Origin of the sequence: Xanthobacter sp. 126 (assembly GCF_000526175.1) — a bacterium.
Lineage (GTDB): Bacteria > Pseudomonadota > Alphaproteobacteria > Rhizobiales > Xanthobacteraceae > Xanthobacter > Xanthobacter aminoxidans.
The window spans coordinates 1,053,163-1,077,831 of the sequence record NZ_JAFO01000001.1 but is presented as its reverse complement, the minus strand read 5'-3'; the positions used below and the strand labels follow the sequence as shown (position 1 = coordinate 1,077,831).

The following is a 24,669-nucleotide window of genomic DNA, read 5'->3' as shown; positions in this document are numbered from 1 at the left end:
GCATGTTTCCTCCGATTCCGAACCCCACCACCGCCCCCGTGGCGCCCAAGCTGAGCGATGCGGACCTCGTCCGCCGCTCGGCCTCCGGTTCCCCCTCGCAGGTCGAGTTCAAGGAGCCGGTGGCCAAGCTCATCGACGTGTCGAAGTGCATCGGCTGCAAGGCCTGCCAGGCGGCGTGCCTCGAATGGAACGAGCTCCATGAGGAGATCGGCACCTTCAACGGCACCTACACCAACCCGCCGGACCTGACGCCCGCCTCGCTCACGCTCATGCGCTTCACCGAATGGGTGAACCCCGAGACGGACAATCTCGAATGGCTCATCCGCAAGGACGGCTGCATGCATTGCGCCGATCCGGGCTGCCTGAAGGCCTGCCCGGCGCCCGGCGCCATCGTGCAGTATTCCAACGGCATCGTGGACTTCGACCACGCCAAGTGCATCGGCTGCGGCTATTGCGTGAAGGGCTGCCCCTTCAACATCCCGCGCATCTCGCAGGTCGATCACAAGGCCTACAAGTGCACTTTGTGCTCGGACCGCGTGGCGGTCGGCCAGGGTCCCGCCTGCCAGAAGGCATGCCCCACCCAGGCCATCGTCTTCGGCACCAAGACGCAGATGAAGCAGTGGGCCGAGGGCCGCATCAAGGATCTGAAGTCCCGCGGCTACAAGAATGCGGGCCTGTATGATCCGCCCGGCGTGGGCGGCACGCACGTCATGTACGTGCTGCAGCACGCCGACAAGCCTTCGATCTATGCGGGCCTGCCGGACAATCCGCGCATCAGCCCCATCGTCGAGGCGTGGAAGGGCGTGACCAAATATGTGGGCCTCGGCGTCATGGGCTTTGCCGCCCTCGCCGGCGCGCTGCATTACCTCGTCAACGGGGCCAACAAGGTGTCGCCTGAAGACGAGGCGAACGCCGAAAAGCTGACGGCCGAGAAGCTGTCGTCCGGAGGTCGCTCATGAGCGCACCCTACGATCTGGAGAAAGGCGACGCGGTTCATCCGGGTCGCCCCGTGCAGGTGGACCGCTACACGGTGGGCGCCCGCATCAACCACTGGGTGACGGCCATCAGCCTGATCCTCCTGGCCATCTCGGGCCTCGCTCTTTTCCACCCCAGCCTCTATTTTCTCACCGGCCTGTTCGGCGGCGGGCAGATGACGCGCACCATCCATCCCTGGATCGGCGTGGTGCTCTTCTTCTCCTTCGCCGGCATGTTCCTGCGCTTCTGGAAGGCCAACCTCTGGAAGAGCGAGGACGGCACCTGGATGCGCCGCATCCGCGACGTCATCGCCGGCCATGAGGAGAAGCTGCCCGAACTCGGCAAGTACAATGCCGGGCAGAAGCTGGTGTTCTGGGGCATGAGCCTGCTCATCATGGTGCTCATCACCTCGGGCGTGGTGATCTGGCAGGCCTATTTCGCCTCCTACACCACCATCGAGCAGCAGCGCATCGCGCTTCTGGTGCATGCGCTAGCGGCGGTGGCGATCATCTGCGTGTGGATCGTCCACGTATACGCTGCCATCTGGGTCAAGGGCACCATCAGCGCCATGACCAAGGGGCAGGTAACGGGCGGCTGGGCATGGCGGCACCACCGCAAGTGGTTCCGCGAGCTGGTCAGCTCCCGCAAGTCGGGCACCCGCGGGACTCCCGCGGAATAGCGCTTACCCCTATAATGGCCTCCCGGCCGCCGCGAGCGACCGGGGGGTTCTTGTCCGGTGCACGTGACCCGTGAGGTTCGTGAGGTCATCATGTCGCGTACCTTCGGCCCCACCTCGGCGCCCCCGATTCCCGATCCCTCCGTGCTGGAGGGCGTGACGGCCCCGACCTTCGCGTATCTGCCGGACCCCTCGACCCTGTTCGCGCGGCGCGCCGCGCGGTTCCGGCATCTGGCGCACAGCCATCCCCTAGCGCCCTACCTTACCTTTCTCGCCGGGCTCTGCGAGGCGCAGCACGCCGCCGTCGCCGCGACGCCCGCGCCCGAGCCGGTGGACGCCGCCCAGGTCGAGCGCGCCCGCGCCAACGAGATGCCGCCCCTCGACCGCAGCCATTTCACCACCGATGCCGCCTTCGACACCCTGTTCGAGCGGGCGCTGGCGGAAGCGACCAAGATCGAGCAGCCCGAAGCCGCCCGAACCGCCCTGGAGCGGGTGCGTATGGCCTCCGACGTGGCGCGCGGCGAGATGATCCGCAACGTGCTCGCCTCCTCCATCCCCGAGGAAGCGATGGCCGAGCACCTCTATGTGGCGGCGGCGCTGGAAGCCCATTTCGCCCGCCTCGCGTCCCAGCTCGACGCCTCCCGCCTCGTGCCGGTGGGCGACGGCGTGTGCCCCACCTGCGGCGGACCGCCGGTGGGCAGCCTCATCGTCAACTGGCCCACCTCCCATGGCGCCCGTTATTGTGCCTGCGCCCTGTGCGGCACGCTCTGGAACTTCGTGCGGGTGCGCTGCACCGCCTGCGGCTCCACCGCCGGCATCGGCTATCAGGAGGTGGAGGGCGGCAACGGCGCGGTGAAAGCCGAGACCTGCGACACCTGCCACGCTTATTCCAAGGTGTTCTATCTCGCGCAGGATGACGGCCTCGATCCGGTGGCCGACGACGTGGCGAGCCTCGCCCTCGACATCAAGCAGAAGGATGGCCCGTATCGGCGTGCCGCCTTCAACCCCTTCCTTCTCGGCTATTGAGGGGGCGAGATGGCGAACGCACCGGCGGCCCTCTCCCCCGCCCCGCCCTTGCGCCTGCTCCCCTCCGTGGATCAGGTGCTGAAGGCCGAGGCCGCCCGCGCCGCCGTGGAGCGCCATGGTCGGCAGGCGGCGACGCAGGCGGTGCGCGACGCCCTCGACGAGCGCCGCGCCGCGCTCAAGGCCGGTGCCGGCGCCCCCGCGACGCCAGAGGAGATCGCCGCCGCCGCCCTCGCCCGGCTCGATGCCGCCGCCGCGCCCAGCCTGAAGCCGGTGTTCAACCTCACCGGTACGGTGCTGCACACCAATCTCGGCCGCGCCATCTTCGCCGAAGAGGCCATCGAGGCCGCCACAAGCGCCATGCGCAACGCCGTGTCGCTGGAATACGACCTCGACGGCGGCCACCGCGGCGAGCGCGACGACCATGTGCGCGGCCTCATCTGCGAGCTGACCGGCGCCGAGGACGCGACGCTGGTGAACAACAACGCCGCCGCCGTCCTCATCGTGCTGAACACCCTGTCGCCGGGAAAGCCGGCGCTGGTCTCGCGCGGCGAGCTGATCGAGATCGGCGGCGCCTTCCGTATGCCGGAGATCATGCGCCGGGCCGGCGCGGAGCTGGCGGAAGTCGGCACCACCAATCGCACTCACCCGCGCGACTATCGCGACGCCATCGCCCCCGAGACCGGGGTGATCCTCAAGGTCCACACCTCCAATTACCGCATCGAGGGCTTCACCGCCGAGGTGCCGCCCCGCGACCTCGCCGAGATCGCCCGCGCCGGCGGCGTGCCTTTGGTCAACGACCTCGGTTCGGGCACGCTGGCCGACCTCTCCCGCTACGGCCTCGTGCATGAGCCCACCGTGCGGGAGGCGCTGGCGGAGGGGTCGGACATCGTGACCTTCTCCGGCGACAAGCTGCTCGGCGGCCCGCAGGCCGGCTTCATCGTCGGGCGGCGCGATCTCATCGCCCGCATCAACAAGAATCCCATGAAGCGGGCGCTGCGCGTGGACAAGGTGCGCCTCGCCGCCATCGAGGCGACGCTGCGGCTCTACCGCGACCCGGACCGCCTCGCGTCCCGTCTTCCCACACTTCGCTACCTCACCCGCTCGCGCGAGGATCTGGCCGCCCAGGTTGCCCGACTGGCGCCGCATCTTCAGCGCATCCTCGGCGAACGCTTCACCGTGGAGGCCGCGCCGTGCCGCAGCCAGATCGGCTCCGGCGCTCTGCCGCTGGAGACGCTGGAGGGCGTCGGCCTCGCCATCCGTGCCCGCGACGGCAGCGGCGGCGCCATCGGCCGGCTGACCGACGCCATGCGACGGTTGCCGGTTCCGGTCATCGGACGGATTGACGATCAGGCGCTGGTGCTGGATGTGAGATGCCTTGAGGACGAAGCGGCGCTTGTCGCGTCCGTGACCGCTTTGGAGGGGGCACATGAGCTGGCTTGACCGACTGAAGGGCAAGGGTGGGGGACCGGACGACCCGGATACGCCGACCGATGCGCCCCAGGATCGCTCTGTTCAGGATCGCGCACAGCCCCGGCCCCCGCACGTCCATCCGCCCATGCCCCGCCTGCAGCGCGCCAGCGAGCGCCGCCCGGTGAGCGAGGCCGAGGTGGATCTCGACGCGCTGCTCGGCGACATCGCCAGCGGCCTTGCCCCCACGCGCCCCGCGGCCGAGGAACGTCCCGTCGCCCCTGCGCCGCGGCGCCCCCGCCTCGAAGAGCGGATGCGGGGGGACAACCCCTTCGCCCCCGTCTCCGAGCCGGAGCCGGTCGCCCATGAGACGCACACTCATGAGCCGCACGCCCATGTGCCGCCCGCGCGCGAGCCGGAAGCCCCGGCGGTGGAGCTGAATTTCGAGGAGATCGTGTTCGCCCGTGCGCCCAGCACGTCGGACGCGCCCGCCGTCGAGGCCCCCGCGCCGGAACCTGCGCCGCATGTCGCGGCCCCCGAGGTCGCGGCGCCCGATTTCGTCGAGACCTACACCGCTGAGGCAAGCTATGCCGAGGTCTCCTACACCGAGCCCGCCTTCACGGAAGAGGCTGCGCCGGAAGAGCCGGTCGCCGACCCCCGCTCCCCCGAGGAGCTGATGGCCGAGGCGCTGGCGGCGGCCACCGCCGGCCAGTACGAGGCCGCGCTCAACATCTGGGAGCCGCTGGCCCGCGCCGGCAATGCCCGCGCCCAGAACAATATCGGCGCCTGCTTCGTGGACGGCCTCGGCGTCGACCAGGACCTAGACCTCGCCCGCCGCTGGCTGGAACTGGCCGCCGAGGGTGGTGATCCGGTGGGCCGGCGCAACCTCGCGACCCTCTATTTCAAGGGCCAGGGCGTGGCGCAGGACTATGCCCGCGCCGCCGAGCTGTACCGCGCCGCCGCCGAGGACGGCGACGCCCCCGCGCAGGACATGCTGAGCTGGATGCTGCTGGAGGGCGAGGTGATGCCCGCCGACGCCACCGAGGCCCGCCGCTGGGCGCTGGCCGCGGCCGAGCAGGGCGTTGCCTCCTCCATGACGCGTCTCGGCATGATCGCCCACAACGCGCTGGACACGGATCGCGACCCGGTGGAAGCCGCGCGCTGGTGGCGCAAGGGGGCCGAGGCGGGCGACGCGGACGGGCAGGCCATGCTCGGCGCCGCCTACCATCTCGGCGCCGGCGTGCCCCACGACAAGATCGCCGCCTTCGCCTGGCTGCTGCGCGCCCGCGCAGGGCACAGCGCCCTCGCCGACCGTTTCTTCGACGCGGTCAGCGCCACGCTGAGCCCGGAAGAAACCGCCGCCGCCCAGCGCCGCGCCGCCATTCCGCTGGGGGAGCTGCCCTAAGGCATTTCCCTGTTTCGCGTCATCACGGAAATGCCTTAGCGTTTCGCGTTGGCGCGTTTTCTTCACGCGAACCGGTATCCACTTCGCTCGAAAGCGCTCATGTGATCATCGGCACGGCCGGACATATCGACCATGGCAAGACCACGCTGGTGCGTGCGCTCACCGGTGTCGATACCGACCGTCTGAAGGAAGAGAAGGCCCGCGGCATCTCCATCGACCTCGGCTTCGCCTATCTCCCGGTGGGAGACGAGGTGAACCCCGAGGTCCTTGGGTTCGTGGATGTGCCCGGGCATGAGAAGTTCGTGCACACCATGCTCTCCGGCGCGGGGGGCATCGATTTCGCCCTGCTGGTGGTGGCCGCCGACGATGGCGTGATGCCGCAGACCCGCGAGCACCTCGCCATCCTGGACCTGCTCGGCATCGACAAGGGCGTGGTCGCCCTCACCAAGGCCGACCTCGCCGATGCCGACCGCCTCGCCGCGGTGGAAGCCGAAATCACCGCCCTCCTCGCTCCCACGGGCCTTGCCGGCGCCCCTATCCTGCCCGTGGCGGCAGCGCGGGGCGACGGGGTGGACGCGCTGCGCGACATGCTGGTGGACGCCGCGCGGACCCTGGGCCGGCGGGCCGGCGGCGGGCGGTTCCGCCTCGCCGTGGACCGCAGCTTCACCCTCTCCGGCGCGGGAACGGTGGTGACGGGCACGGTGCTGTCCGGCGCGGTGAAGGTGGGCGACCGGGTGACGGTGAGCCCCTCCGGCATTGCCGCCCGCGTGCGCTCCATCCGCGCGCAGGACCGCGTCGCCGAGACCGGCGTCGCCGGCGACCGCTGCGGTATCAACCTCGCCGGCGAGGCCATCTCCAAGGAGGCCATTTCCCGCGGTGACGTGGTGCTGGACCCGGCCCTGCACGCGCCCGCCGACCATATCGACGCCGAGCTGAAGGTTCTGGCCAGCGAGCCCCGCCCCATCGCCCAGTGGCTACCGGTGCGCCTGCACCATGCGGCGCGCGAGGTGGGCGCGCGCCTCGTGTTGCTCGGCGACGCCATCCCCCCCGGTGGCACCGGCAAGGTGCAGCTGGTGCTGGAGGCGCCCATCGCCGCGGCGGCGGGCGACCGCTTCGTCATCCGCGACACCTCCGCCCAGCGCACCATCGGCGGCGGCCGCTTCCTCGATCTGCGGGGACCGCGCCGTAAGCGCCGCACGCCCGAGCGCATTGCCCAGCTCGATGCGCTGGCGCAGCGCGATCCCGCCGAGGCTTTGGCCGGGCTTCTGGCCGTGCCGCCGCATTTCGTCGATCTCGACGCGTTCGCCCGCGACCGGGCGCTCTCCGCTGAGGAAACGGAGGCGCTGGCGCAGCGGCTCGATCTCGCCCGCCTTGCCGCGGGCGCCGCCACGCTGGCGCTGACGCAGGCGACGCTTGCCACCTTCTCGGCCAGCGTGATGGCCGCGCTCGATGCCTTCCATGCGGAGAACCCGGACCTGCCCGGCCTCGGCCGCGAGCGGCTGCGCATGATGCTGGAACCGCGCCTGCCGGCGGCCGCCTTCCTCGCCGCGCTCGCCGCCTTGCCGGCCGGCACCATCCGGCAGGAGGGCGCCTGGGTGCGCCGGGCAGACTTCTCGGTGAAGCTCGCCGCCGCCGACGAGGCGCTGTGGGCGCGCATCAAGCCGCTGCTCACCGGCGAGGAGCGCTTCCGCCCGCCGCGGGTGCGCGACATCGCCGGCCTCCTCGCCGTACCCGAGCCGGAGGTGCGCCGCCTGATGAAGCTGCTCGGCCGCATGGGCCGGGTGGACGAGGTGGCCCACGACCACTTCTTCCTGCGCCCGGTGGTGTCGGAGATGGTGGAGATCATCACCCGCCTCTCCGGCCCCCGCATGAAGGACGAGTTCACCGCCGCCGCCTTCCGCGACGAAGTGCAGAACGGGCGCAAGGTGGCGATCCAGATCCTCGAATTCTTCGACCGCCACGGCCTCACCTTGCGTCGCGGCGATCTGAGGCGCATCAATCCGTTCCGGCTGGACCTGTTCGCCGGAGCGGCGGACGATGCGCCGGAGACGACCGCGGCGGCGCCGTCGCGGGGAAGAGAAGCGTCCCTGGTGGGGCGTCCGGACTTCAAATCCGGGAGGGGCCGCGAGCCGGTCCTTGGTGGGTTCGACTCCCACTCTCTTCCGCCAAATTCCTCTGCGCCAAATTCCGCTGCGCCAAATCCGAAGCAGCCCGCGCCCGATGCGCGCCCCCGCAGCTACGGGAAGGGACGATGAGCCCCGAGACCGACCTCCCCATCCCGGCCCCCGAAGCCGCGCCCGATCCTGCCATCGAGGCCCGTGCCGCCGTGCTGGCGCGCCTGGACGCCGCGAAAGTCGCGGCCGATGTGGCGGAGACGGCCTATCGCGCCGAGGCCGCCCGCCGCACCGAGGAACTGGCGCGCGAACGCGCCCATGCCTGGCGCCGGGCCGATCTGATGCGCTCCCTCGCCACCGCCCTCGATGGCATCGGCGACGCCGAGATGGCCGCCGCCGCCGGGCAGGCGCTGCTGCGCGCGCGGCTCGGCTGGTCCGACGACAGCGAGGCCCGCGCCGAGGTGCTCGTGCGCTTTGCCCCGGTCGCCGTGGCGCTGTTCGAGATGGAGAGCGAGGCGGCGCCCGAGGCCGCCCTCGCCGCCCTCGCGGCGTTCGAGGATTGGTACGCCACGACGCGGCAGAGCGCCTTCTGGTACCTGTTCGAGCACTATCTTCCCGACACGCCCCTCGTGGACTTCTGAACGCCGATGGCCACCGATTTCGACGACTGGCTCACCGCCACCTTCGCCGACCATGGCGGCTTCACCGCGCTGGTGGTGCTGGTGCGCATCGCCGAGCCGGAGGTGAAGCCGCTCGCCTCCACCTTCCTCAACATCATCGGCGACGAGGTGGACTGGGCCGGCATGATCGCCCTGTTTGCCGGCTCGCGGCAGGTATGGGACGGCGCCGCCTTCTTCGCGCAGGTGGAGAACGCAGGCCCGCTGGAAAACGCCGAGGCACGCGGCCGCCTGCGCGCGCTGGAACAGCGCATCCGCGAGAACCGGCTGGTGCTGAACGAAGGCGATTTCTTCGACACCCTCGGCCGCCGGCTGAAGGTGGAGGAGATCGCGCCGAACTGAGGACGGGTCGGCCCTACTCGATGGGAAAGTCGAAATAGGTGTCCGGGAAGGGCTCGTCCTTCAGTGTGAAGTGCCACCATTCCTTGTCGAACGGCTTGAAGCCGTTCTCGCTCATCAGTCCCGCGAGCAGCCGGCGGTTGCCGCGCTGGGCGGCGGTGACGGCGGCGGAGTCCGGCCAGGAGCGCGGGCTGAAGAGGTCGAACGGCGTGCCCATGTCGATGTCCCGCCGCGTCGCGAGATCGAACAGGGTCAGGTCCAGCGTCGAGCCGCGCGAATGGCCCGATCGGGCGGCGATGTAGCCCTCCGCGAACAGGTCCTTCTTTGCGACGTCGGGATAATAAGTGGGCTTGGTCTTCTCATCCCGCAGGTCGCTGGCCCAGCGGGCGAAATGGGCGACGGCGCGGGCCGGGCGGTAGCAATCGAAGATGCGCAGGCCGAGTCCCTTCTTCCTCGCCTCCGCCGCCACCTTGGCCAGCGCCTCGGCGGCCGGGCGGGTGAGGAAGCAGCGGGCGGCGCCGTAGCCGTCCACGCGCGTGCCGACGAAATTGTCGGTGGAGAAATAGCGCACGTCGAACACCGCGTCCGGCACCACGCCCGCCACGTCCACGAACAGGTCCGGCCGGTCGGTCCGCGCATCCGCCGCGAGCGGCAGGCCGGCAATGGCGAGGGTGAGTGTGAGGGCTTGGGCGGCGGGCTTCACCAATCGATCCATCAGGGCTCTGAGCATGTCGCGTTCGCGTCGGGTGGTGAGGCCCAAGCATAGGCCCCGCCGCGGACGCCCGCCAGAGCGGGCCTCACGCCATGCGCGCGGGCGGCTCCGGCAGATCGACGGGATCGCTCAGCGGCGGCGGCTCCGGGTCGGGATCGCGGCGCGGCTCGCGGGAGGGATCGCCCTCGGGGAGCGGGGGCAGGTCCGGGCCGGGCTCGGGAAAATCCGGCGGGTCCTCCACCGGGCCCGGCGGCAGGATGGGCGGCTCCGGCGGACGGCCGGGCTCGGTCGGGGGGAACGGGCCGCCCGCGAGGGCGGCCGTATGGGGTTCAACGCCGGAGCGCGGCGGGTGGAAAGGGGCAAGGTTCATCCCGGGCCAACGCCCGGGACTTGCCCCTGTTCCCCCCGCCGCTTCCCGCGGATCAGGAGAAGAAGGAGGTGATGGTCTGCCAGATGCTCTTCTTCGGCGCGGCGGTGGCGCCGGCCTCGGCGGGCTTGGCATCGATGGAAATGGTGCCCGGCGCGGTCTGGGACTTGGCCACCGCCTCCGGCGAGAACACGCCGGCGAAGGCCGGGAGCTTGGCGAGGGTGTCGGGGCCGGCCATGCCGTCCGCGTCCAGCCCGTTCTTTTCCTGGAACTCCTTCACCGCCTTGGCGGTGGCAGGGCCGAAGGCGCCGTCGGCGGGAATGCCCAGCGCCGTCTGCAGCTTCTTCACCGCCTCGCCCTTGGTGCCCACGGTGAGCAGCACCAGCTCCGGCAGGCCGAGCGCCGTGAAGGTGTCCGGGCCGGCGATGCCGTCCGCCGAAAGGCCGTGCTGGGTCTGGTAGGCCTTGAGGGCCGCCTCGGTGCCGGGGCCGAACTGGCCGTCCGCAGTCACCCCGAGCTTGGCCTGAAGGATCTTCACCGGCTCGCCCGCGAGCCCACGCTTGAGAAGTGCCATGACACACCCCGGTCCAGTTGCCCCGGCCTCGAGGCCGGTAACCGACATTGGGGGAAAAGAGCCGCTGCGGCACCCTGAAAAATCAACCCCACAAAAGAAAAATGCCGGGTCCTGGTCGGGACCCGGCAAGTATCGCTGCAGAGCAGCGAACCTTCCAGAGGGGAACAGCTGATGCACCGCACAGGATGCAATCAGCGCAAGGGAAAGATGCTCCCCGAATAGGCAGAATGCAACGTATACTGACCGCATATCAGGCATGTGCTCAGCGCTTGGCTAGGCAATCCTCACCCTACCATAGCACCTTCGAACGTCATAAATCAGTAATTCCAGCGCTGCGCCTTGGAAATCAGGAAGTCGCGGAAGACCTGAATCCGGGCCACCGAGCGCATTTCCTGAGCATATGTGAAGTATGCCTCCAGCTTGGGCGTCTCGCGATCGGTGAAGAGCTGCACCAGCGAGGTGGAATCGTCCGAGAGATAGTCCGGCAGGGTGCCGATGCCCACGCCCCGCTCCACCGCCCGCTTGAGGCCGAGCACGTTGTTGACCTCGAAGGCGGGAATGCGCGGGGTGGAGCCGTCGCGGCCGGCATGCTCCAGCCAGTTCAGCCCCTGGAAATAGGAGGGGATCGGCCCGCCGAGCAGCAGGATGCGGTGCTTGTCCAGCTCGTCCAGCGTGCGCGGATGGCCGTGGCGCTTGAGATAGTCGGCCGAGGCATAGGCGTGGAAATGCACGGTGAAGAGCTTGCGCTGCACCAGGTCCGGCTGCACCGGCTGGCGCATGCGGATGGCCACGTCCGCCTCGCGCATGGCAAGGTCCAGTTCCTCGTCGGTGAGGATGAGCTGGATGCGGATGTCCGGAAACAGCTCCACGAACTCGCCCACCCGCGCGGTGAGCCAGTGGGTGCCAAGGCCCATGGTGGTGGTGACGCGCAGGTCGCCGTTGGGCTTCTCGCGGCTGTCGGTGAGCTGGGCGCGCGCCGATTCCAGCTTGAGGAACACCTCATGGGCGGTGCGGTAGAGCAGCTCGCCCTGCTCGGTGAGGATGAGGCCGCGGGCGTGGCGGTGGAACAGCGGAACCTTCAGTTCCGCCTCCAGCGCCGAGACCTGCCGGCTCACCGCCGACTGGGAGAGCCCCAGCGTCTCGCCGGCATGGGTAAAGGAGCCCGCCTCCGCGGCGACGTGGAAGACCTTCAGCTTGTCCCAATCCATCCGGCCCGAGCCCCTTGAGCATCACCGGCGTCCGGCCGGCGAGGTGGTGCTGTTTTTCGCTTGTCTCGGGAGAAGCCGCGGGCTCCCCGCCCCGCGGCCTTCCTTGAACCCTTTTAGATCGTCCCCGGGCGGTTCCCCGCGCCCGGACGATTTACTCCGCCGCCTGCGCCACGCTGTGGTGGGCGAGGAACCGCTCCGCCTCCAGCGCCGCCATGCAGCCCCGCCCCGCGGCCGTAACCGCCTGGCGATAGACATCATCGGCCACATCGCCGGCCGCGAACACGCCCGGCACCGACGTTGCCGTCGAATCCGGCGCAGTCCACACGTATCCGCTCTCTTTGAGCTTCAACTGGTCTTTGACCAGCTCTGTGGCAGGCGCATGACCGATGGCGATGAATATGCCGTCAGCGGGTAGCTCGGTGAGGGTTCCGGTCCGAACGTCGCGCAGGCGCGCGCCGGTGACCTTGGAGATGTCGCCGCTCTCGCCCACCACGTCGGCGACCTCGGAGTGCCACACCACCCTCACCTTGGGATTGGCGAACAGGCGATCCTGCAGGATGCGCTCGGCGCGGAAGGCGTCGCGGCGGTGCACCAGCGTGACCTTGGAGGCGAAATTGGTGAGGAACAGCGCCTCTTCCACCGCCGTGTTGCCGCCGCCCACCACCACGACTTCCTTGCCGCGATAGAAGAAGCCGTCGCAGGTGGCGCAGGCCGAGACACCGAAGCCGCGGAACGCCGCCTCCGATTCGAGGCCGAGCCAGCGCGCCTGGGCGCCGGTGGCGAGGATCACCACGTCGGCGAGCCATGTGTCGCCCGATTCGGTCTCCAGGCGGAACGGCCGCTTGGACAGATCGAGCGTGTTCACATGGTCGGCGATGATCTTCGTGCCCACGTGCTCGGCCTGGGCGCGCATCTGCTCCATCAGCCACGGGCCCTGGATGGGATCGGCGAAGCCGGGATAATTCTCCACATCCGTGGTGATGGTGAGCTGGCCACCGGGCTGGATGCCCTCGAACAGGACCGGCTCCAGCATTGCACGGGCCGCATAGATGGCCGCGGTATAGCCGGCCGGACCCGACCCGATGATGACGACCTTGGCGCTGTGGGTGGTCATGACGTCCTCGAAAACCAGAAGCTCGAAAGGCTGGAAACCGCGACAAGAGAAGGACCGGGCCGTGTGGCAGGCCGCCCGATGGCCGCAGCGTGAGCTATGCCCGAATGTAGGGGCTCCCTCCCCCGCCCACAAGGCGGCAGCTTCTGTCCCTTCGCAGCGCAAACGACGCAATATTATTTCGTTGCGTTGCCGCATACGGAGACTAAGGTGCGCGGACGTAATGCCCCTGTTCGCCGCCCTGGCGGCGGCACCATCGACCCTGCCCCCAAGCCTTGCCCCCAAGGAGCCGTGCCTTGACCGTTCGCCTCGATGCTGTCGACTGGAAAATCCTCGACGAGCTGCAGCGGGACGGTCGCATGACCAATGTGGAATTGTCCCGGCGCGTCGGCATCTCCGCCCCGCCCTGCCTCAGGCGCGTGCGCGCGCTGGAGGAGGAGGGCATCATCGAGGGCTACCGCGCGCTGCTGGACGAGAAGCGGCTCGGCTATGACCTCATGGCCTTCGCCATGGTGCATCTCATCAGCCAGGCGGAGGTCGACCTCGACGCCTTCCAGGAGCGCATCGCCGGCTGGCCGCTGGTGCGCAGCGCCTGGATGCTCTCGGGCGACGTGGATTTCCTGATGCTGTGCGTGGCGCCGGACCTGCGCACCTTCCAGACCTTCGTGCTGGATATCACCGCCGCGCCCAACGTGCGCAACGTGAAGACGGCCCTGACGCTGAAACAGTCCAAGGACGCGCCGATCGTGCCGCTGGAAGCCGGATTGCCGAAGGGGGCGTGAGGCGTCATCTCACCGGAGGGCGCTGCGGCGGCTGAGATTCGCGCGCTTCGTGGATCTTGAGCGGCGTCATCCCCCAGCTTGTCCGGGATATCCACGGCGCGGCCGGGCTGGCTTACGTCTTGTCGGCACCGCACCTGCGGCGGGGTGGATGCCCCGGACGAGCCGGGGCATGACGGCGGAGAGGATGGGGCAAGGCGAGCAAGCTCGATACGTCGGCAGCGCTCGGAGGCCATGTGCCCCCGGAGCCCCGCTGCGCCCCTCTCCCGCTCAGGCCCAGCGCACGTCCGCGATCTCGAACGAGCGGGCGCCCTTGGGGGTGACGACCTCCACGGAGGCGCCTTTCTTCTTGCCGATGAGCGCGCGGGCCACCGGCGAGGAGATGGAGATGCGGCCGGCCTTGGCGTCGGCTTCGCTGTCGCCGACGATCTGCCAGACCTTCTCTTCCTCGGTGTCCTCGTCCACCAGCGTCACCGTGGCGCCGAACTTGACGATGTCGCCGGAGAGCTTCGAGACGTCGATCACCTCGGCGCGGGAGATCTTGTCCTCCAGATCGGCGATGCGGCCCTCGTTCAGCGACTGCTGCTCCTTGGCGGCGTGATATTCCGCGTTCTCGGACAGGTCGCCATGGGCGCGCGCCTCCGAGATGGCATTGATGATGCGCGGACGCTCCACCTGCTGACGCTGCTTCAACTCTTGCTCGAGGGCGACAAAGCCGCCCGCCGTCATCGGAATCTTCTCCATGGGTCCTTGTCAGACCTCCTGAAACGGTTCGGTGCGCCGGAGCCCCACCTCAGGTGGTGCCGGCGCCGAAAAGAAAGCCGCCCCGCGGCGCCTTTCGGCGCCTCGGCTGCGGCGACTGTCCCGGTTCGGGCGATCCATGGCCCCCGGGCGATGCACCCGCCCCGCGCCTTGAGACGCCGGACGGCCGCGACGGATGCGCGCCGGCCCAAAGGCCGCGCGCCGGTGTTCCCTTCCGGGATCAGGCGACGGGGGCTGCGCCCCGCGGGCTGACGGGAGCGCTGTCGCCCCCGGCACCGAAATAGCCCTGCAGCGGACGCACCGTCAGGTCGCCGCCCACATAGGCCTTGATCCCCTGCGCCGCAGCGATGGCTCCGGACAGCGTGGTGTAATACGGCACTTTCTGCAAGAGGGCGGCGCGGCGCAGCGAACGGCTGTCCGCAAGGGCCTGCGCGCCCTCGGTGGTGTTGAACACCAGCTGGACCCCGCCATTCTTGATGGCATCCACGATGTGGGGGCGGCCCTCCAGCACCTTGTTGATCTTCGCCGCCGGCACGCCGTGCTCCTCAAGGAAGCGCTGGGTGCCTGACGTGGCGATGATCTTGAAGCCGAGGTCCACCAGCATCTTCATGGTGGGCAGGATGCGGATCTTGTCCCCATCCTTCAGCGAGACGAACACCGTGCCGGACTGCGGCACCTTGGTGCCGCCGCCGAGCTGGCTCTTGGCGAAGGCGACGCCGAAATCGGTGTCGAGGCCCATCACCTCGCCGGTGGAGCGCATCTCCGGGCCGAGCACCGTGTCCACGCCGGGGAAGCGGGCGAAGGGGAACACCGCCTCCTTCACCGCGATGTGGCCGAGCTTGGGCTGCACGAGGTTGAAGCCCGCCAGCTTCTCGCCGGCCATCACCCGCGCCGCGATCTTGGCGATGGGCAGGCCGATGACCTTGGCGACGAACGGCACCGTGCGCGAGGCGCGCGGGTTCACTTCGAGCACGTAGATCTCGTCGCCCTTGATGGCGTACTGCACGTTCATCAGGCCGCCGACGCCCAGCGCCAGCGCCATGGCGGCGGTCTGCTTCTCCAGCGCCGCGAGGGTATCGGGCGAGAGCGAATAGGGCGGCAGCGTGCAGGCGCTGTCACCCGAATGGATGCCCGCCTCCTCAATGTGCTCCATGATGCCGGCGACGAACACGTCCTTGCCGTCACACAGCGCGTCCACGTCCACCTCGATGGCGTCGGACAGATAGCGGTCGAACAGGAGCGGGTTCTTGCCAAGGACGGTGTTGATCTGGCCCGTCTTGTCGTTGGGATAGCGCGCCTTGATCTCCTGCGGCACGAGGCCCGGCAGGGTCTCGAGCAGGTAGTCGCCCAGCTCGCGCTCCTCGCGGATGATCTGCATGGCCCGGCCGCCCAGCACGTAGGAGGGGCGCACCACCATGGGATAGCCGAGCTCGGCCGCGACGAGGCGGGCCTGCTCCACGCTGTAGGAGATGCCGTTGGCCGGCTGGCGGATCTTCAGGCGATCGAGCAGCGTCTTGAACCGGTCGCGATCCTCGGCGAGATCGATGGCGTCGGGCGAGGTGCCGAGGATCGGCACGTCCGCATCCTCCAGCGCCTTGGCAAGCTTCAGCGGCGTCTGGCCGCCGAACTGCACGATGACGCCCTTCAGCGTGCCATTGGTCTTCTCACGGGCGATCAGTTCCAGCACGTCCTCGGCGGTCAGCGGCTCGAAATAGAGCCGGTCCGAGGTGTCGTAATCGGTGGAGACGGTCTCCGGATTGCAGTTGACCATGATGGCTTCATAGCCGGCATCCTTCAAAGCGAAGGCGGCATGGCAGCAGCAATAGTCGAACTCGATGCCCTGGCCGATGCGGTTGGGACCGCCGCCGAGGATGATGACCTTCTCCTTGTCGGAGGGCTGCGCCTCGTCGGCGAGGGTCCCGGCGAAGGGCGTCTCGTAGGTCGAGTACATGTAGGCGGTGGGCGAGGCGAACTCGGCCGCGCAGGTGTCGATGCGCTTGTAGGCGGGGCGCACATCCAGCGCATGGCGCCGCGCGCGCACCTCGCCCTCGTGGAGGCCGGCAAGCGCGGCGAGGCGGGTGTCCGAGAAGCCCATGGCCTTGAGGCGGCGGAACTGGCCGGCCGTCTCCGGCAGGCCGAGCCGGCGCACCTTCTGCTCCATCTCCACGATGCCGCGGATCTCGGCGAGGAACCATGGATCGATCTTGCAGGCGGCGTGGATCTGCTCGTCGGAGAGGCCGAGGCGCATGGCCTGCGCCACATAGAGCAGGCGGTCGGGCGTGGGCGTGCCCAGCGCCGCGCGCACCGCGTTCTTGTCGTCGCCCTGGCCGAGGCCCTCGATCTCGATGTCGTCGAGGCCGGACAGGCCGGTTTCCAGCGAACGCAGCGCCTTCTGGAGCGATTCCTGGAAGGTGCGGCCGATGGCCATGGCCTCGCCCACCGACTTCATGGCGGTGGTCAGCGTTGGCTCGGCGCCGGGGAATTTCTCGAAGGCGAAGCGCGGGATCTTCGTGACCACGTAATCGATGGTGGGCTCGAAGGAGGCCGGGGTGGCGCCGCCGGTGATGTCGTTCTCGATCTCGTCGAGCGTGTAGCCCACCGCGAGGCGCGCGGCGACCTTGGCGATGGGGAAGCCCGTGGCCTTCGACGCCAGCGCCGAGGAGCGCGACACGCGCGGGTTCATCTCGATGACGATGAGCCGGCCGTCCTCGGGGTTCACCGCGAACTGCACGTTGGAGCCGCCGGTCTCCACGCCGATCTCGCGCAGCACCGCAAGCGATGCGTCGCGCATGATCTGGTATTCCTTGTCGGTGAGCGTCAGCGCCGGCGCCACCGTGATGGAATCGCCGGTGTGCACGCCCATCGGGTCGATGTTCTCGATGGAGCAGATGATGATGCAGTTGTCCGCCTTGTCGCGGACAACCTCCATCTCATACTCCTTCCAGCCCAGCACGCTCTCCTCCACCAGCACCTCGTTGGTGGGGGAGGCATCGATGCCGCGCTCGATGATCTCGATGAACTCCGCCTTGTTGTAGGCGATGCCGCCGCCGGTGCCGCCCATGGTGAAGGACGGGCGGATGATGGCGGGCAAGCCCACCTCGTCCAGCGCCTCGAGCGCCTGGGGCAGGGTCTTGATCTGGCGGGACTTGGGCGTCGAGAGGCCGATCTTGGTCATGGCCTCGCGGAACAGCTCGCGGTCCTCGGCCTTGTCGATGGCCTCGGCGGTGGCGCCGATCATCTCGACGTCATACTTTTCGAGCGTGCCCATCTTCTTGAGCGACAGCGCGCAGTTGAGCGCGGTCTGGCCGCCCATGGTGGGCAGCAGCGCGAAGCCCTTGGAGCGGTCGCCGCGCTCCTTCTCGATGATCTTGGTGACGATCTCGGCGGTGATGGGCTCGATATAGGTCGCGTCCGCCATGTCCGGGTCGGTCATGATGGTCGCGGGATTCGAGTTCACGAGGACGACCCGGTATCCCTCCTCCTTGAGCGCCTTGACCGCCTGCGTTCCGGAATAGTCGAATTCGCAGGCCTGCCCGATCACGATGGGACCGGCGCCGATGATGAGGATGGTTTCGATATCGGTGCGTTTCGGCATATCCGTCTTTGAGCTCTCGACCACCGCCACCCGCGCCGCTGAGCCGGCGAGGACAACGGGATCCGTTTCCATCAGGAGCCGCCCCGTCGCAGCGCCCGCGCCTTCCTAGCGCCCGCCGGGCGCAAAAAAAGGGCCGCGGGTCACGCGCCCCAGAAAGGTACGAGCTTGGCCGGGGCCTGCTCCCAGACTTGCGCGCGGGCGGGACGCGGCGCGGATGTCACACCTCACGGATGTCACACCTGCGCAATTTCCCGGGCCCTTGGCGCTGATGGGCTTCCTTAGACCATAATTTGCGGCGACGGAAGCCATGTCACCGAGATGACGCCGCGCCCGGAATACACATCCTCGCGGGGTGTCCGGCGCCCGCCCGCGCTGCCTCGGCCTGAAGGATTCCTGTTCGTTTTCCTGCCGGAGACGCCTGTGCTGCCGCCTTCCCTCGCCCGGACGGTCAATGAATACCGCGCGCGCCATGGCGACCTGATCCGCCAGTTCGCCCGATTCGTCGGCGTGGGCCTCACCGCCGCCGTCGCCCATTTCTCCACGCTCGCCATCCTGGTGGAGATGGATGCCGTCGGCCCCGTGCTCGGCTCGGCGGTGGGGTTCGTCGTGGGCGGTATCGTGTCCTACATCCTCAACCGCCGCTTCACCTTCGACGCCACGCGCTCCCATGCCGGTGCGGTGCCGCGCTTCATCGTGGTGGCGGGGGTGGCCTTCGTGCTCAACGAAACCCTCATGTGGCTGTTCGTGGACAAGGCAGGGCTGTTCTATCTGCTCGCCCAGTTCCTCACCACCGGCATCACCATGATGTGGACCTTCACCGGCTACCGCGTCTGGGCCTTCGCCCATCGGAGCGCGGTGCGCGGCTGAGAAGTCACGCCGGCGCCGCCTACGCTCAAGTGCCGCGCGGGGATCTTGTGTTGCTTACGCTCAAGCGCCGCGCGGGCTCGCTACGCTGTCTCCGCTCAAGCGCCGCGCGGGCTTCTTGTGCTGTCTACGCTCAAGCGCCGCGCGGGCTTCTTGTGCTGTCTACGCTCAAGCGCCGCGCGGGCTTCTTGTGCTGTCTACGCTCAAGCGCCGCGCGGGCTTCAGGCGCCGCGTTCGCCGATGAAGGCCATGCGCTGCTGGTTGTGGCCGATATTGGGCTCGACCCGCCGCGCCGCGAGGCCGGCCTTCGTGAGCAAGGCGAGTACTTCCGCCTCCTCGTAGGTGGTCAGCCCGAGTTCCGCGCGCAGCTTGCGATAGGGGGAGATGGCGGTGCGGGCGAGGCCGGCGACCGCGGCCAGCAGGAATTTTTCCCGCGCGGCGAGCCGGAGCAGCGCCTCGGCATCGGCCAGCGCGCTCACATGGGGCGGGATGACGTCGGCAATCAGCAGCCGCCCCCCCGGCGCCAGCAGCCGCCGCCATTCCAGGACGAGGCTGGCGAGCAGGTCGCGCGAGAGATACTGCGCCACCGAATTGCAGATGATGAGGTCGAAGCTGCCGTCCGGCAGGGCCGAGACCTCCTCGGGGGACATCACATCGATGGTGGGGGCGGCGACGAAGCGCCCCTTCAGGCGATCGCGCACCGCCGGCGCGGCATCGCTGAGCACGAGGTGCGCGCAGCGGAACGCCAGCTCGGCCGAGGCCAGGGCCTCGCCGCAGCCGAAATCCAGAACCCGCGCGTGCGGCCCCGGCAGGAAGCCGACGAGATCGGTCGCGATGGCCGCATAATGCACCGCCTTGTGCCGGTCATTCACATAGATGGCGTGACTACCATTCCAGAACGAGATCCAATCGGCCATCAGCAACTTTCCGAAAACAAGGCGGCGCCGGGGTCAGCGCGCGAACTGGATGCCGGCCTCGGTCTCGCCGATGGCCCGGTCCACAAGGTCGATGGCGCGCTCGCGATGGCCGCCCTTGTTGGGCTCCGCCTGCTGCAGGAAGGCGCGCGCGGTGCGCAGCGCCTCGAGCGCGCGCTGCATGTTGGGCTGGTCGGCGAAGGCCGACTGCACGAGCCCGGCAGTCGCAAGGCCCGCGGCGAAGGTCAGCGCGAGGGTCAGCGGGCGCAGGGCGGCCCTGGGGCGGATCATGATGTCTCTCACGGTTTCGAGGAGCGACGTCCGGCGGCAGCGGGGTGCTGGCACGCGCGGGTGAAACGGCACCATCAAGACGGCACCATCATGGCAGACGGCCACAGACGCGAACGCCCCGCCGCGGGGTGCGGGCGGGGCGCGCGTCTAACGGCGGAAGATCAGGCTCACCAGCGGCAGTGCAGGCCGCCATACGGGCCGCGCCAGCAGCCGCCACCGCCCCAGCGGCCGGGTCCGGGACCCCACCAGCGGTGATAGTGCCACCAGTCGATGAACAGGCTGGCATTGGTGCCGGAGAGGGGCTTGTCCTCGCTGAGGAGCTTGTAGTCGTAGGTCAGCGTGTCGCCGGAGAGCACCGGATTCGACAGCTCGATCACCGACAGGTTGGGCTCGCCGTTCACCGTCACCGAGAGGGTGGCGTTGGGCGGGTCCTTCTGGAAGCTGTCCTTCCCCTCGTTCCAGATCTTGATGAAGGTCGCCGTCGACGCGTCCCCGGTGATCCGCTCGGGGCGGTCGGCGAACATGATGACCTGCGGCGCGACGCCCTTCAGCGTGATGGTCTTGTCGGTGACGGAAATGGAATCCGCCACCTGCACGAACAACCACTGGACGCCATTCAACTCTTCGATGTTGGCGGGCCGGCCACTCGCGGCGGGGGCATTGGCAGGCGCCCCCTGTGCGAAGGCTCCGCTGACGGCACAGACGGCCCCCAGCAGCGCTCCTAGGATCAGGCGTTTCATTGGAGTGTCTCCTGCGCGCGGTTGGGTCCGCGACGCGCAGTGGCACTCTACAACCGCCACGCTTCTTGGAAAGGCGACGGCGCGGGCTCAGCGGTATTTAGAGAGCGTTAATCTTAACGCCGGCGCTGGTTTCGCAATTCGCGACGATCGGCGCCCTTCCTCCTACCGGTAATTCACCCAGAACACGCCCACGCTCGGGTTGGCGGCGCGGATGGCGGGATCGTTCGAGGTGTAGACCTTGGGGCCGGAAACGCGCGCCTGCGCGCCGTCCGAGGCTCCGGCCGAAAGCGCCAGCTGCGCCCCGAGCACGCAGCCGCCGCCCAGATTGCCCAGCCGCCCGCCGCGCCAGTCGGCCACCACGCCGCCGGCATTGCCGCCGAAGCCCTGGATGCGGAACGGCTTGCCGTTGGCCCGTTCAAGGTCTGCGAGGCTGGTGCCGATGCCGATGCCGTTCACGGTCCAGGCCGAGCTTTCGGTGAAGGCCACCCGGCGCGGGGCGGCCATGTTGGCCGGGTCCTTCCAGGCGATCTCCAGGCTCAAGGCGGGATCGTTGGGCAGGAGGATGATGCCCGGCGCGGTGCTGCCGTCTGGCGACATGATGTTGCCGGTGATGACGTTCGCCTGCCCGAAGTCCGCGGCGATGTTGATGGCGGTGGTGTTGGGCGCGAATGGGCCCGTGCATTCGAACTGGCGCGGCCCGGCGGTGGGCTTGGGGACGGAGACCACCGTCTCCGAATAGTCGCCGAAGGCGTCCGTCTGCTTCACCACGCCGGTGCCCCAGCTATCCGGATTGCCCTGGCAGGCGGCGAGGGCGAGGCTCGCGGCAAGGGCCGCGAGGGACAAAGCAGAGACGCGGGAAAAGACCATGGGAACCTGCGGCGCCGGACGGGAGGGGGCGCGCCTTGCGCTGAGAGGCCGCGGAAACGGCCGGGCAGCACGCCGGTGAACGTCTTTCTTAGCCGCTCCCCTTTCGGCCCGCCAGCCCCCGGGACGGTAGCCGGCCCCGCGACCGTCATAGGCAATTCACGGCTCGCACGCTTTCTGTCACGCTGGAGCGTGGGGGAAGGCCATGAACGAGATGCGGGACCTGCGCGGGTTCGACCACAAGCGCTCGGTGCAGGATTATATCGACGAGACCCCGATCTGGCGCGACGGCACGCGGGTGGCGGCCACCCCCATGACCGCCATGCAGTGGCGCATCTGGTGGCTGGCCGCGGCGGGCAAGTTCTTCGAGGGCCTCGTGGTGTTCATGACGGGCGTGACGCTGCCCCTCATGTCCCGCGAATTCGGCATGGACGCCTTCCAGCACGGCCTCGTGGGCGCGGCGAGCCTCGCCGGCATCCTCTTCGGCGCGCTGCTGCTGGGCGGCCTCGCCGACCAGTTCGGCCGCAAGCTCATGTTCGTGGCGGAGATGGTGATCTTCATCATCTTCCTCGCGCTGCTGGCGGTCAGCCCCTCCTTCGGCTGGACCGTGGTGTTCCTGTTCGGCATCGGCATCGCGCTCGGTTGCGACTATCCCACCGCCCATCTGGTGATCTCCGAGAGCATCCCGTCCGTGGCGCGCGGGCGGCTCGTTCTCAGCGCCTTCGGCTTCCAGGCGGTGGGGGCGCTCACCGGCACCCTGCTCGGCTATCTCGTCCTGTCCAACATCGAGGCCGTCTCCGCCTGGCGCCTCATGTATGCGGCGGCCATCCTGCCCGCCGTGGCGGTGGCGGTGGCCCGGCTGTTCGTGCCGGAAAGCGCGAGCTGGCTGCTCGCCCACGGCCGCGTGGAGGAGGCCCAGCAGGCGGCGCAGCGCCTGCTCGCCCGCTCGCCGCAATATCCGAAATCCATCGCGCTCAGCCATCGCCACCACGGCCATGCCGGAGGGGCAGCGCACGATCAGGGCCACGATCGCACCCCGGCCGCCCTGTTCAAGACCCCGCACAACCGGCGCGCGACCGTCCTCGCCGCGGTGCCCTGGTTCCTGCAGGACCTGTCCACCTACGGCATCGGCATCTTCACCCCCACCATCCTCGCCGCCGCCTTCGGCCATCAGGCCGATGTCGGGCGCAATTTGAGTGATCTCGTCTCGGCGGATCTGCTCGCCTCGGAGGGGGCGGCGCTGATCGACCTGCTGCTGCTCGTGGGCATCGGCGTGGCGGTGGCGCTGTCCGACCGCATCGGCCGCATCCCGCTGCAGATCGCCGGCTTCGTCGGCTGCGCGGCGGGCCTGCTGGTGGCCGCGCTCTCCACCTATTACAGCGGCGACCGCGCCGTCACGATGGTGGTCATCGGCTTCATGCTGTTCAACTTCATGACCAATCTCGGCCCCAACGCGCAGACCTACCTGATCGCCGGCGAGGTCTTCCCCACCCGCATCCGCGGCATGGGGGCGGGCTTCGCCGCGGCCTTCGCCAAGATCGGGGCGGTGCTCACCGCCTTCCTGTTCCCGATCCTGCTGGCGGACCTCGGCACCCGCACGCTGCTGTTCATGCTGATCGCCGCCTCGCTCCTGGGCGCGGTCGTGACCTGGCACTACCGCATCGAGACGCGCGGGCGCAGCCTGGACGATATCGGGATCTAGGGGGTTTTACGCGTTTCCGTTACGCGAACCGGTGCCCCTTCGCCCGGAAACGCTCCGGCTATTCCGCCGGTTCGGGAACGGGCACGCCCCACCACGCATCGATGGACGCCGGCACCGCCGGGCGCAGCTCGGCGAGGTCGCCGGCGAAGCCCGCCCATTCGGCGGTGATGCTGGGCGAGACTGAGGTGAGGACGCACAGCTCGGCCGCCACCGCCGCATGGAACGCAGAGGTGAGGCCACGGCCCTCGGCTTCCTGCCGGCCGAACTTGGAGAGCACCACCACCGTGTCGGACAGGTCGCCGCCCTCGGCGAGGCGATCGGCGATGGCCCGCTCCACCCCGGCCGAGGCGGCGGCGAGGCCCGCCGGATCGAGGCTGCACCCGGCCGCGCCGGGGCCGAGGTCCTGATGCAGGCGGTTGGTCTCGCCGGAGACGAGATCGAGCAGCAGCACGTCTTCGTGGGCGCAGCCGGGGGTCAGGTGCTCCACCACGCCGAGCACGCGCACGCCCTGCGCGGCAAGCCGCCGCGCCGCTTCCGCCAGCAAGGACTGGATCGCTTCCCGGTCGCCGCCCTGAAGGGCGAGGATCATCGGCCGTTCGTCCCCCGTCATCCCGAACATCCGTCCTGTCTGCGTTTACGGTGGGCCGCCCCGCGCCCCGCGCGGCCGAAGCTGTATCGTGAACACCATAACACGCAGGGGCTCCGGCGGGCGAGACCCCTGTTCCCTACCACGCCACCATCCCGTCCCATCCCTGCCACAGATTCGGCCTAGAGGCGGCACGCTTCCCTGTCTGCGGAGATGCTCCAGCCGTGATTCGCCCGCTCGTGCTGCCCCTCGTCCTCCTCACTGCCGCAACGGCCGCTCCGGCGCTCGCCGGTCCCGGCCGGCACGACGACATGATGCTCCATGTGGACCCCGGCACCCGCATCGAGCAGCGCTGCAACGCCCGCGCCATGGGCGAGATCGGCCGAGAACACAAGGACATGCGGCCGGAAGAGGTGGTGGCCTATGCCTTCGCCGATCCCAAGCTCGGCGACTTCCGGCACGGCGATGCCGCCATCTCCGCCCCCGGCGCGGCCATCCGCAGCCGCGAGCACTGGTACCACCTCGCCTATCGTTGCAAGACCAGCCCGGACGGCATGGATGTGGTCGCGTTCAGCTACACTCTGGGCGCCGAGGTGCCGCGGCACGACTGGGACGCCCACAGCCTCGTGCCCTGAGCCGCCTTTCTCCGATCCCGAGCCCCCCGATCCGAGGACATGCGATGACCGCCGATCCCGAGACCGACGCCCCAGAGGTCGAGGCTCCCGCCGCACCGCCCGCCCGCAAGCGCCGCATCCGCAAGGCGGCCGTGGGGGCCGGGGCTGTCGGTGCAGGCTCCGTGGGCGCGGGGTCTCTGGGCGCCGGGTCCATCGGCGCCATCGCCATCGGCGCGCTGGCCTTCGGGGCGCTCGCGGTGGGCGCCGTCGCCATCGGCCGCCTCGCCATCGGCCGCGCGCGCATCCGCCGGCTGGAGATCGACGAACTGGTCATCGGGCGGATCAGCCGGCGATAGGTGACATAAGA

Annotated in this window: 24 protein-coding genes, 1 tRNA gene and 1 pseudogene; 14 read left to right on the top strand and 12 right to left on the bottom strand. The window is 69.3% G+C overall.

Features of this window, described 5'->3' with window-relative positions; all coding sequences use genetic code 11:
* Positions 1–2: 2 nt before the first annotated feature.
* From fdxH to XAN126_RS0105070, 9 genes and pseudogenes are all read left to right on the top strand, one after another.
* Complete coding sequence (gene fdxH, locus XAN126_RS0105115) at positions 3–959, top strand: formate dehydrogenase subunit beta (RefSeq protein ID WP_024277525.1); 957 nt, start codon at positions 3–5, stop codon at positions 957–959.
* A complete protein-coding gene (locus tag XAN126_RS0105110) occupies positions 956–1,654 on the top strand; it encodes a formate dehydrogenase subunit gamma (protein WP_024277524.1) in 699 nt (232 codons plus the stop codon). The genes fdxH and XAN126_RS0105110 overlap by 4 nt, the downstream gene beginning before the upstream one ends.
* A 90-nt stretch (positions 1,655–1,744) precedes the next feature.
* Positions 1,745–2,677, top strand: a complete 933-nt coding sequence (gene fdhE / locus XAN126_RS0105105) for a formate dehydrogenase accessory protein FdhE (protein ID WP_024277523.1) — start codon at positions 1,745–1,747, stop codon at positions 2,675–2,677.
* A 9-nt stretch (positions 2,678–2,686) separates the two neighbouring features.
* Positions 2,687–4,117 (top strand): L-seryl-tRNA(Sec) selenium transferase, encoded by a 1,431-nt coding sequence (gene selA, locus XAN126_RS0105100; protein WP_024277522.1) that lies wholly within the window; start codon positions 2,687–2,689, stop codon positions 4,115–4,117.
* A 643-nt stretch (positions 4,118–4,760) separates the two neighbouring features.
* The gene (locus tag XAN126_RS0105095) at positions 4,761–5,489 is read left to right on the top strand and encodes a tetratricopeptide repeat protein (protein ID WP_038194391.1); all 729 of its coding nucleotides are present in this window, start codon (positions 4,761–4,763) and stop codon (positions 5,487–5,489) included.
* A gap of 101 nt (positions 5,490–5,590) precedes the next feature.
* Positions 5,591–7,426, top strand: a pseudogene (gene selB, locus XAN126_RS27560) (selenocysteine-specific translation elongation factor); the annotation flags it as partial.
* A gap of 135 nt (positions 7,427–7,561) precedes the next feature.
* Positions 7,562–7,657 (top strand) — tRNA-Sec (locus tag XAN126_RS0105080).
* A gap of 83 nt (positions 7,658–7,740) precedes the next feature.
* Complete coding sequence (locus XAN126_RS0105075; protein ID WP_024277518.1) at positions 7,741–8,244, top strand: hypothetical protein; 504 nt, start codon at positions 7,741–7,743, stop codon at positions 8,242–8,244.
* Between the two features lie 6 nt (positions 8,245–8,250).
* The gene (locus XAN126_RS0105070; RefSeq protein WP_024277517.1) at positions 8,251–8,622 is read left to right on the top strand and encodes a hypothetical protein; all 372 of its coding nucleotides are present in this window, start codon (positions 8,251–8,253) and stop codon (positions 8,620–8,622) included.
* Positions 8,623–8,635: 13 nt separating this feature from the next.
* On the opposite strand, the gene XAN126_RS0105065 is transcribed toward XAN126_RS0105070, so the two are convergent.
* The 5 genes from XAN126_RS0105065 to trxB all read right to left on the bottom strand — a co-directional run bounded on the left by XAN126_RS0105065 (position 8,636) and on the right by trxB (position 12,594).
* Positions 8,636–9,349 (bottom strand): M15 family metallopeptidase, encoded by a 714-nt coding sequence (locus XAN126_RS0105065; protein ID WP_197024004.1) that lies wholly within the window; start codon positions 9,347–9,349, stop codon positions 8,636–8,638.
* A 67-nt stretch (positions 9,350–9,416) separates the two neighbouring features.
* A complete protein-coding gene (locus tag XAN126_RS0105060) occupies positions 9,417–9,701 on the bottom strand; it encodes a hypothetical protein (protein WP_024277515.1) in 285 nt (94 codons plus the stop codon).
* 52 nt (positions 9,702–9,753) lie between these two features.
* Complete coding sequence (locus XAN126_RS0105055; protein ID WP_024277514.1) at positions 9,754–10,272, bottom strand: peptidoglycan-binding protein; 519 nt, start codon at positions 10,270–10,272, stop codon at positions 9,754–9,756.
* 317 nt (positions 10,273–10,589) lie between these two features.
* Complete coding sequence (locus XAN126_RS0105050) at positions 10,590–11,480, bottom strand: LysR family transcriptional regulator (RefSeq protein ID WP_024277513.1); 891 nt, start codon at positions 11,478–11,480, stop codon at positions 10,590–10,592.
* A gap of 151 nt (positions 11,481–11,631) precedes the next feature.
* Positions 11,632–12,594 (bottom strand): thioredoxin-disulfide reductase, encoded by a 963-nt coding sequence (gene trxB, locus XAN126_RS0105045; RefSeq protein WP_024277512.1) that lies wholly within the window; start codon positions 12,592–12,594, stop codon positions 11,632–11,634.
* A 293-nt stretch (positions 12,595–12,887) separates the two neighbouring features.
* Here trxB and XAN126_RS0105040 point away from each other — a divergent pair, with 293 nt between their 5' ends.
* Entirely contained in the window at positions 12,888–13,373 is a 486-nt protein-coding gene (locus XAN126_RS0105040; protein WP_024277511.1) for an Lrp/AsnC family transcriptional regulator, read from the top strand.
* Between the two features lie 267 nt (positions 13,374–13,640).
* On the opposite strand, the gene greA is transcribed toward XAN126_RS0105040, so the two are convergent.
* A complete protein-coding gene (greA, locus tag XAN126_RS0105035; protein WP_024277510.1) occupies positions 13,641–14,114 on the bottom strand; it encodes a transcription elongation factor GreA in 474 nt (157 codons plus the stop codon).
* Between the two features lie 238 nt (positions 14,115–14,352).
* Positions 14,353–17,727, bottom strand: a complete 3,375-nt coding sequence (carB, locus tag XAN126_RS0105030) for a carbamoyl-phosphate synthase large subunit (protein WP_024277509.1) — start codon at positions 17,725–17,727, stop codon at positions 14,353–14,355.
* Between the two features lie 420 nt (positions 17,728–18,147).
* On the opposite strand from carB, the gene XAN126_RS0105025 reads away from it, so the two are divergent.
* Positions 18,148–18,594, top strand: a complete 447-nt coding sequence (locus XAN126_RS0105025) for a GtrA family protein (RefSeq protein WP_197024003.1) — start codon at positions 18,148–18,150, stop codon at positions 18,592–18,594.
* 218 nt (positions 18,595–18,812) lie between these two features.
* Here XAN126_RS0105025 and XAN126_RS0105020 read toward each other — a convergent pair whose 3' ends face one another.
* From XAN126_RS0105020 to XAN126_RS0105005, 4 genes are all read right to left on the bottom strand, one after another.
* Entirely contained in the window at positions 18,813–19,508 is a 696-nt protein-coding gene (locus XAN126_RS0105020; RefSeq protein WP_024277507.1) for a class I SAM-dependent methyltransferase, read from the bottom strand.
* Positions 19,509–19,541: 33 nt separating this feature from the next.
* A complete protein-coding gene (locus XAN126_RS0105015) occupies positions 19,542–19,796 on the bottom strand; it encodes a hypothetical protein (protein WP_024277506.1) in 255 nt (84 codons plus the stop codon).
* 167 nt (positions 19,797–19,963) lie between these two features.
* The gene (locus tag XAN126_RS25990; protein WP_024277505.1) at positions 19,964–20,536 is read right to left on the bottom strand and encodes a hypothetical protein; all 573 of its coding nucleotides are present in this window, start codon (positions 20,534–20,536) and stop codon (positions 19,964–19,966) included.
* A gap of 162 nt (positions 20,537–20,698) precedes the next feature.
* Complete coding sequence (locus XAN126_RS0105005; protein WP_024277504.1) at positions 20,699–21,403, bottom strand: hypothetical protein; 705 nt, start codon at positions 21,401–21,403, stop codon at positions 20,699–20,701.
* Positions 21,404–21,605: 202 nt separating this feature from the next.
* Between XAN126_RS0105005 and XAN126_RS0105000 the strand changes: the two genes are divergently transcribed.
* Positions 21,606–23,102, top strand: coding sequence for an MFS transporter (locus tag XAN126_RS0105000; protein ID WP_024277503.1), 1,497 nt, complete (start codon positions 21,606–21,608; stop codon positions 23,100–23,102).
* 58 nt (positions 23,103–23,160) lie between these two features.
* On the opposite strand, the gene XAN126_RS0104995 is transcribed toward XAN126_RS0105000, so the two are convergent.
* A complete protein-coding gene (locus XAN126_RS0104995) occupies positions 23,161–23,712 on the bottom strand; it encodes a DUF2478 domain-containing protein (RefSeq protein ID WP_024277502.1) in 552 nt (183 codons plus the stop codon).
* Positions 23,713–23,912: 200 nt separating this feature from the next.
* Between XAN126_RS0104995 and XAN126_RS0104990 the strand changes: the two genes are divergently transcribed.
* Positions 23,913–24,323: a DUF930 domain-containing protein gene (locus XAN126_RS0104990; protein WP_024277501.1), complete on the top strand. Its 411-nt coding sequence runs from the start codon at positions 23,913–23,915 to the stop codon at positions 24,321–24,323.
* A 44-nt stretch (positions 24,324–24,367) separates the two neighbouring features.
* Entirely contained in the window at positions 24,368–24,658 is a 291-nt protein-coding gene (locus XAN126_RS0104985; protein ID WP_245272213.1) for a hypothetical protein, read from the top strand.
* The last annotated feature ends 11 nt before the right edge of the window (positions 24,659–24,669 follow it).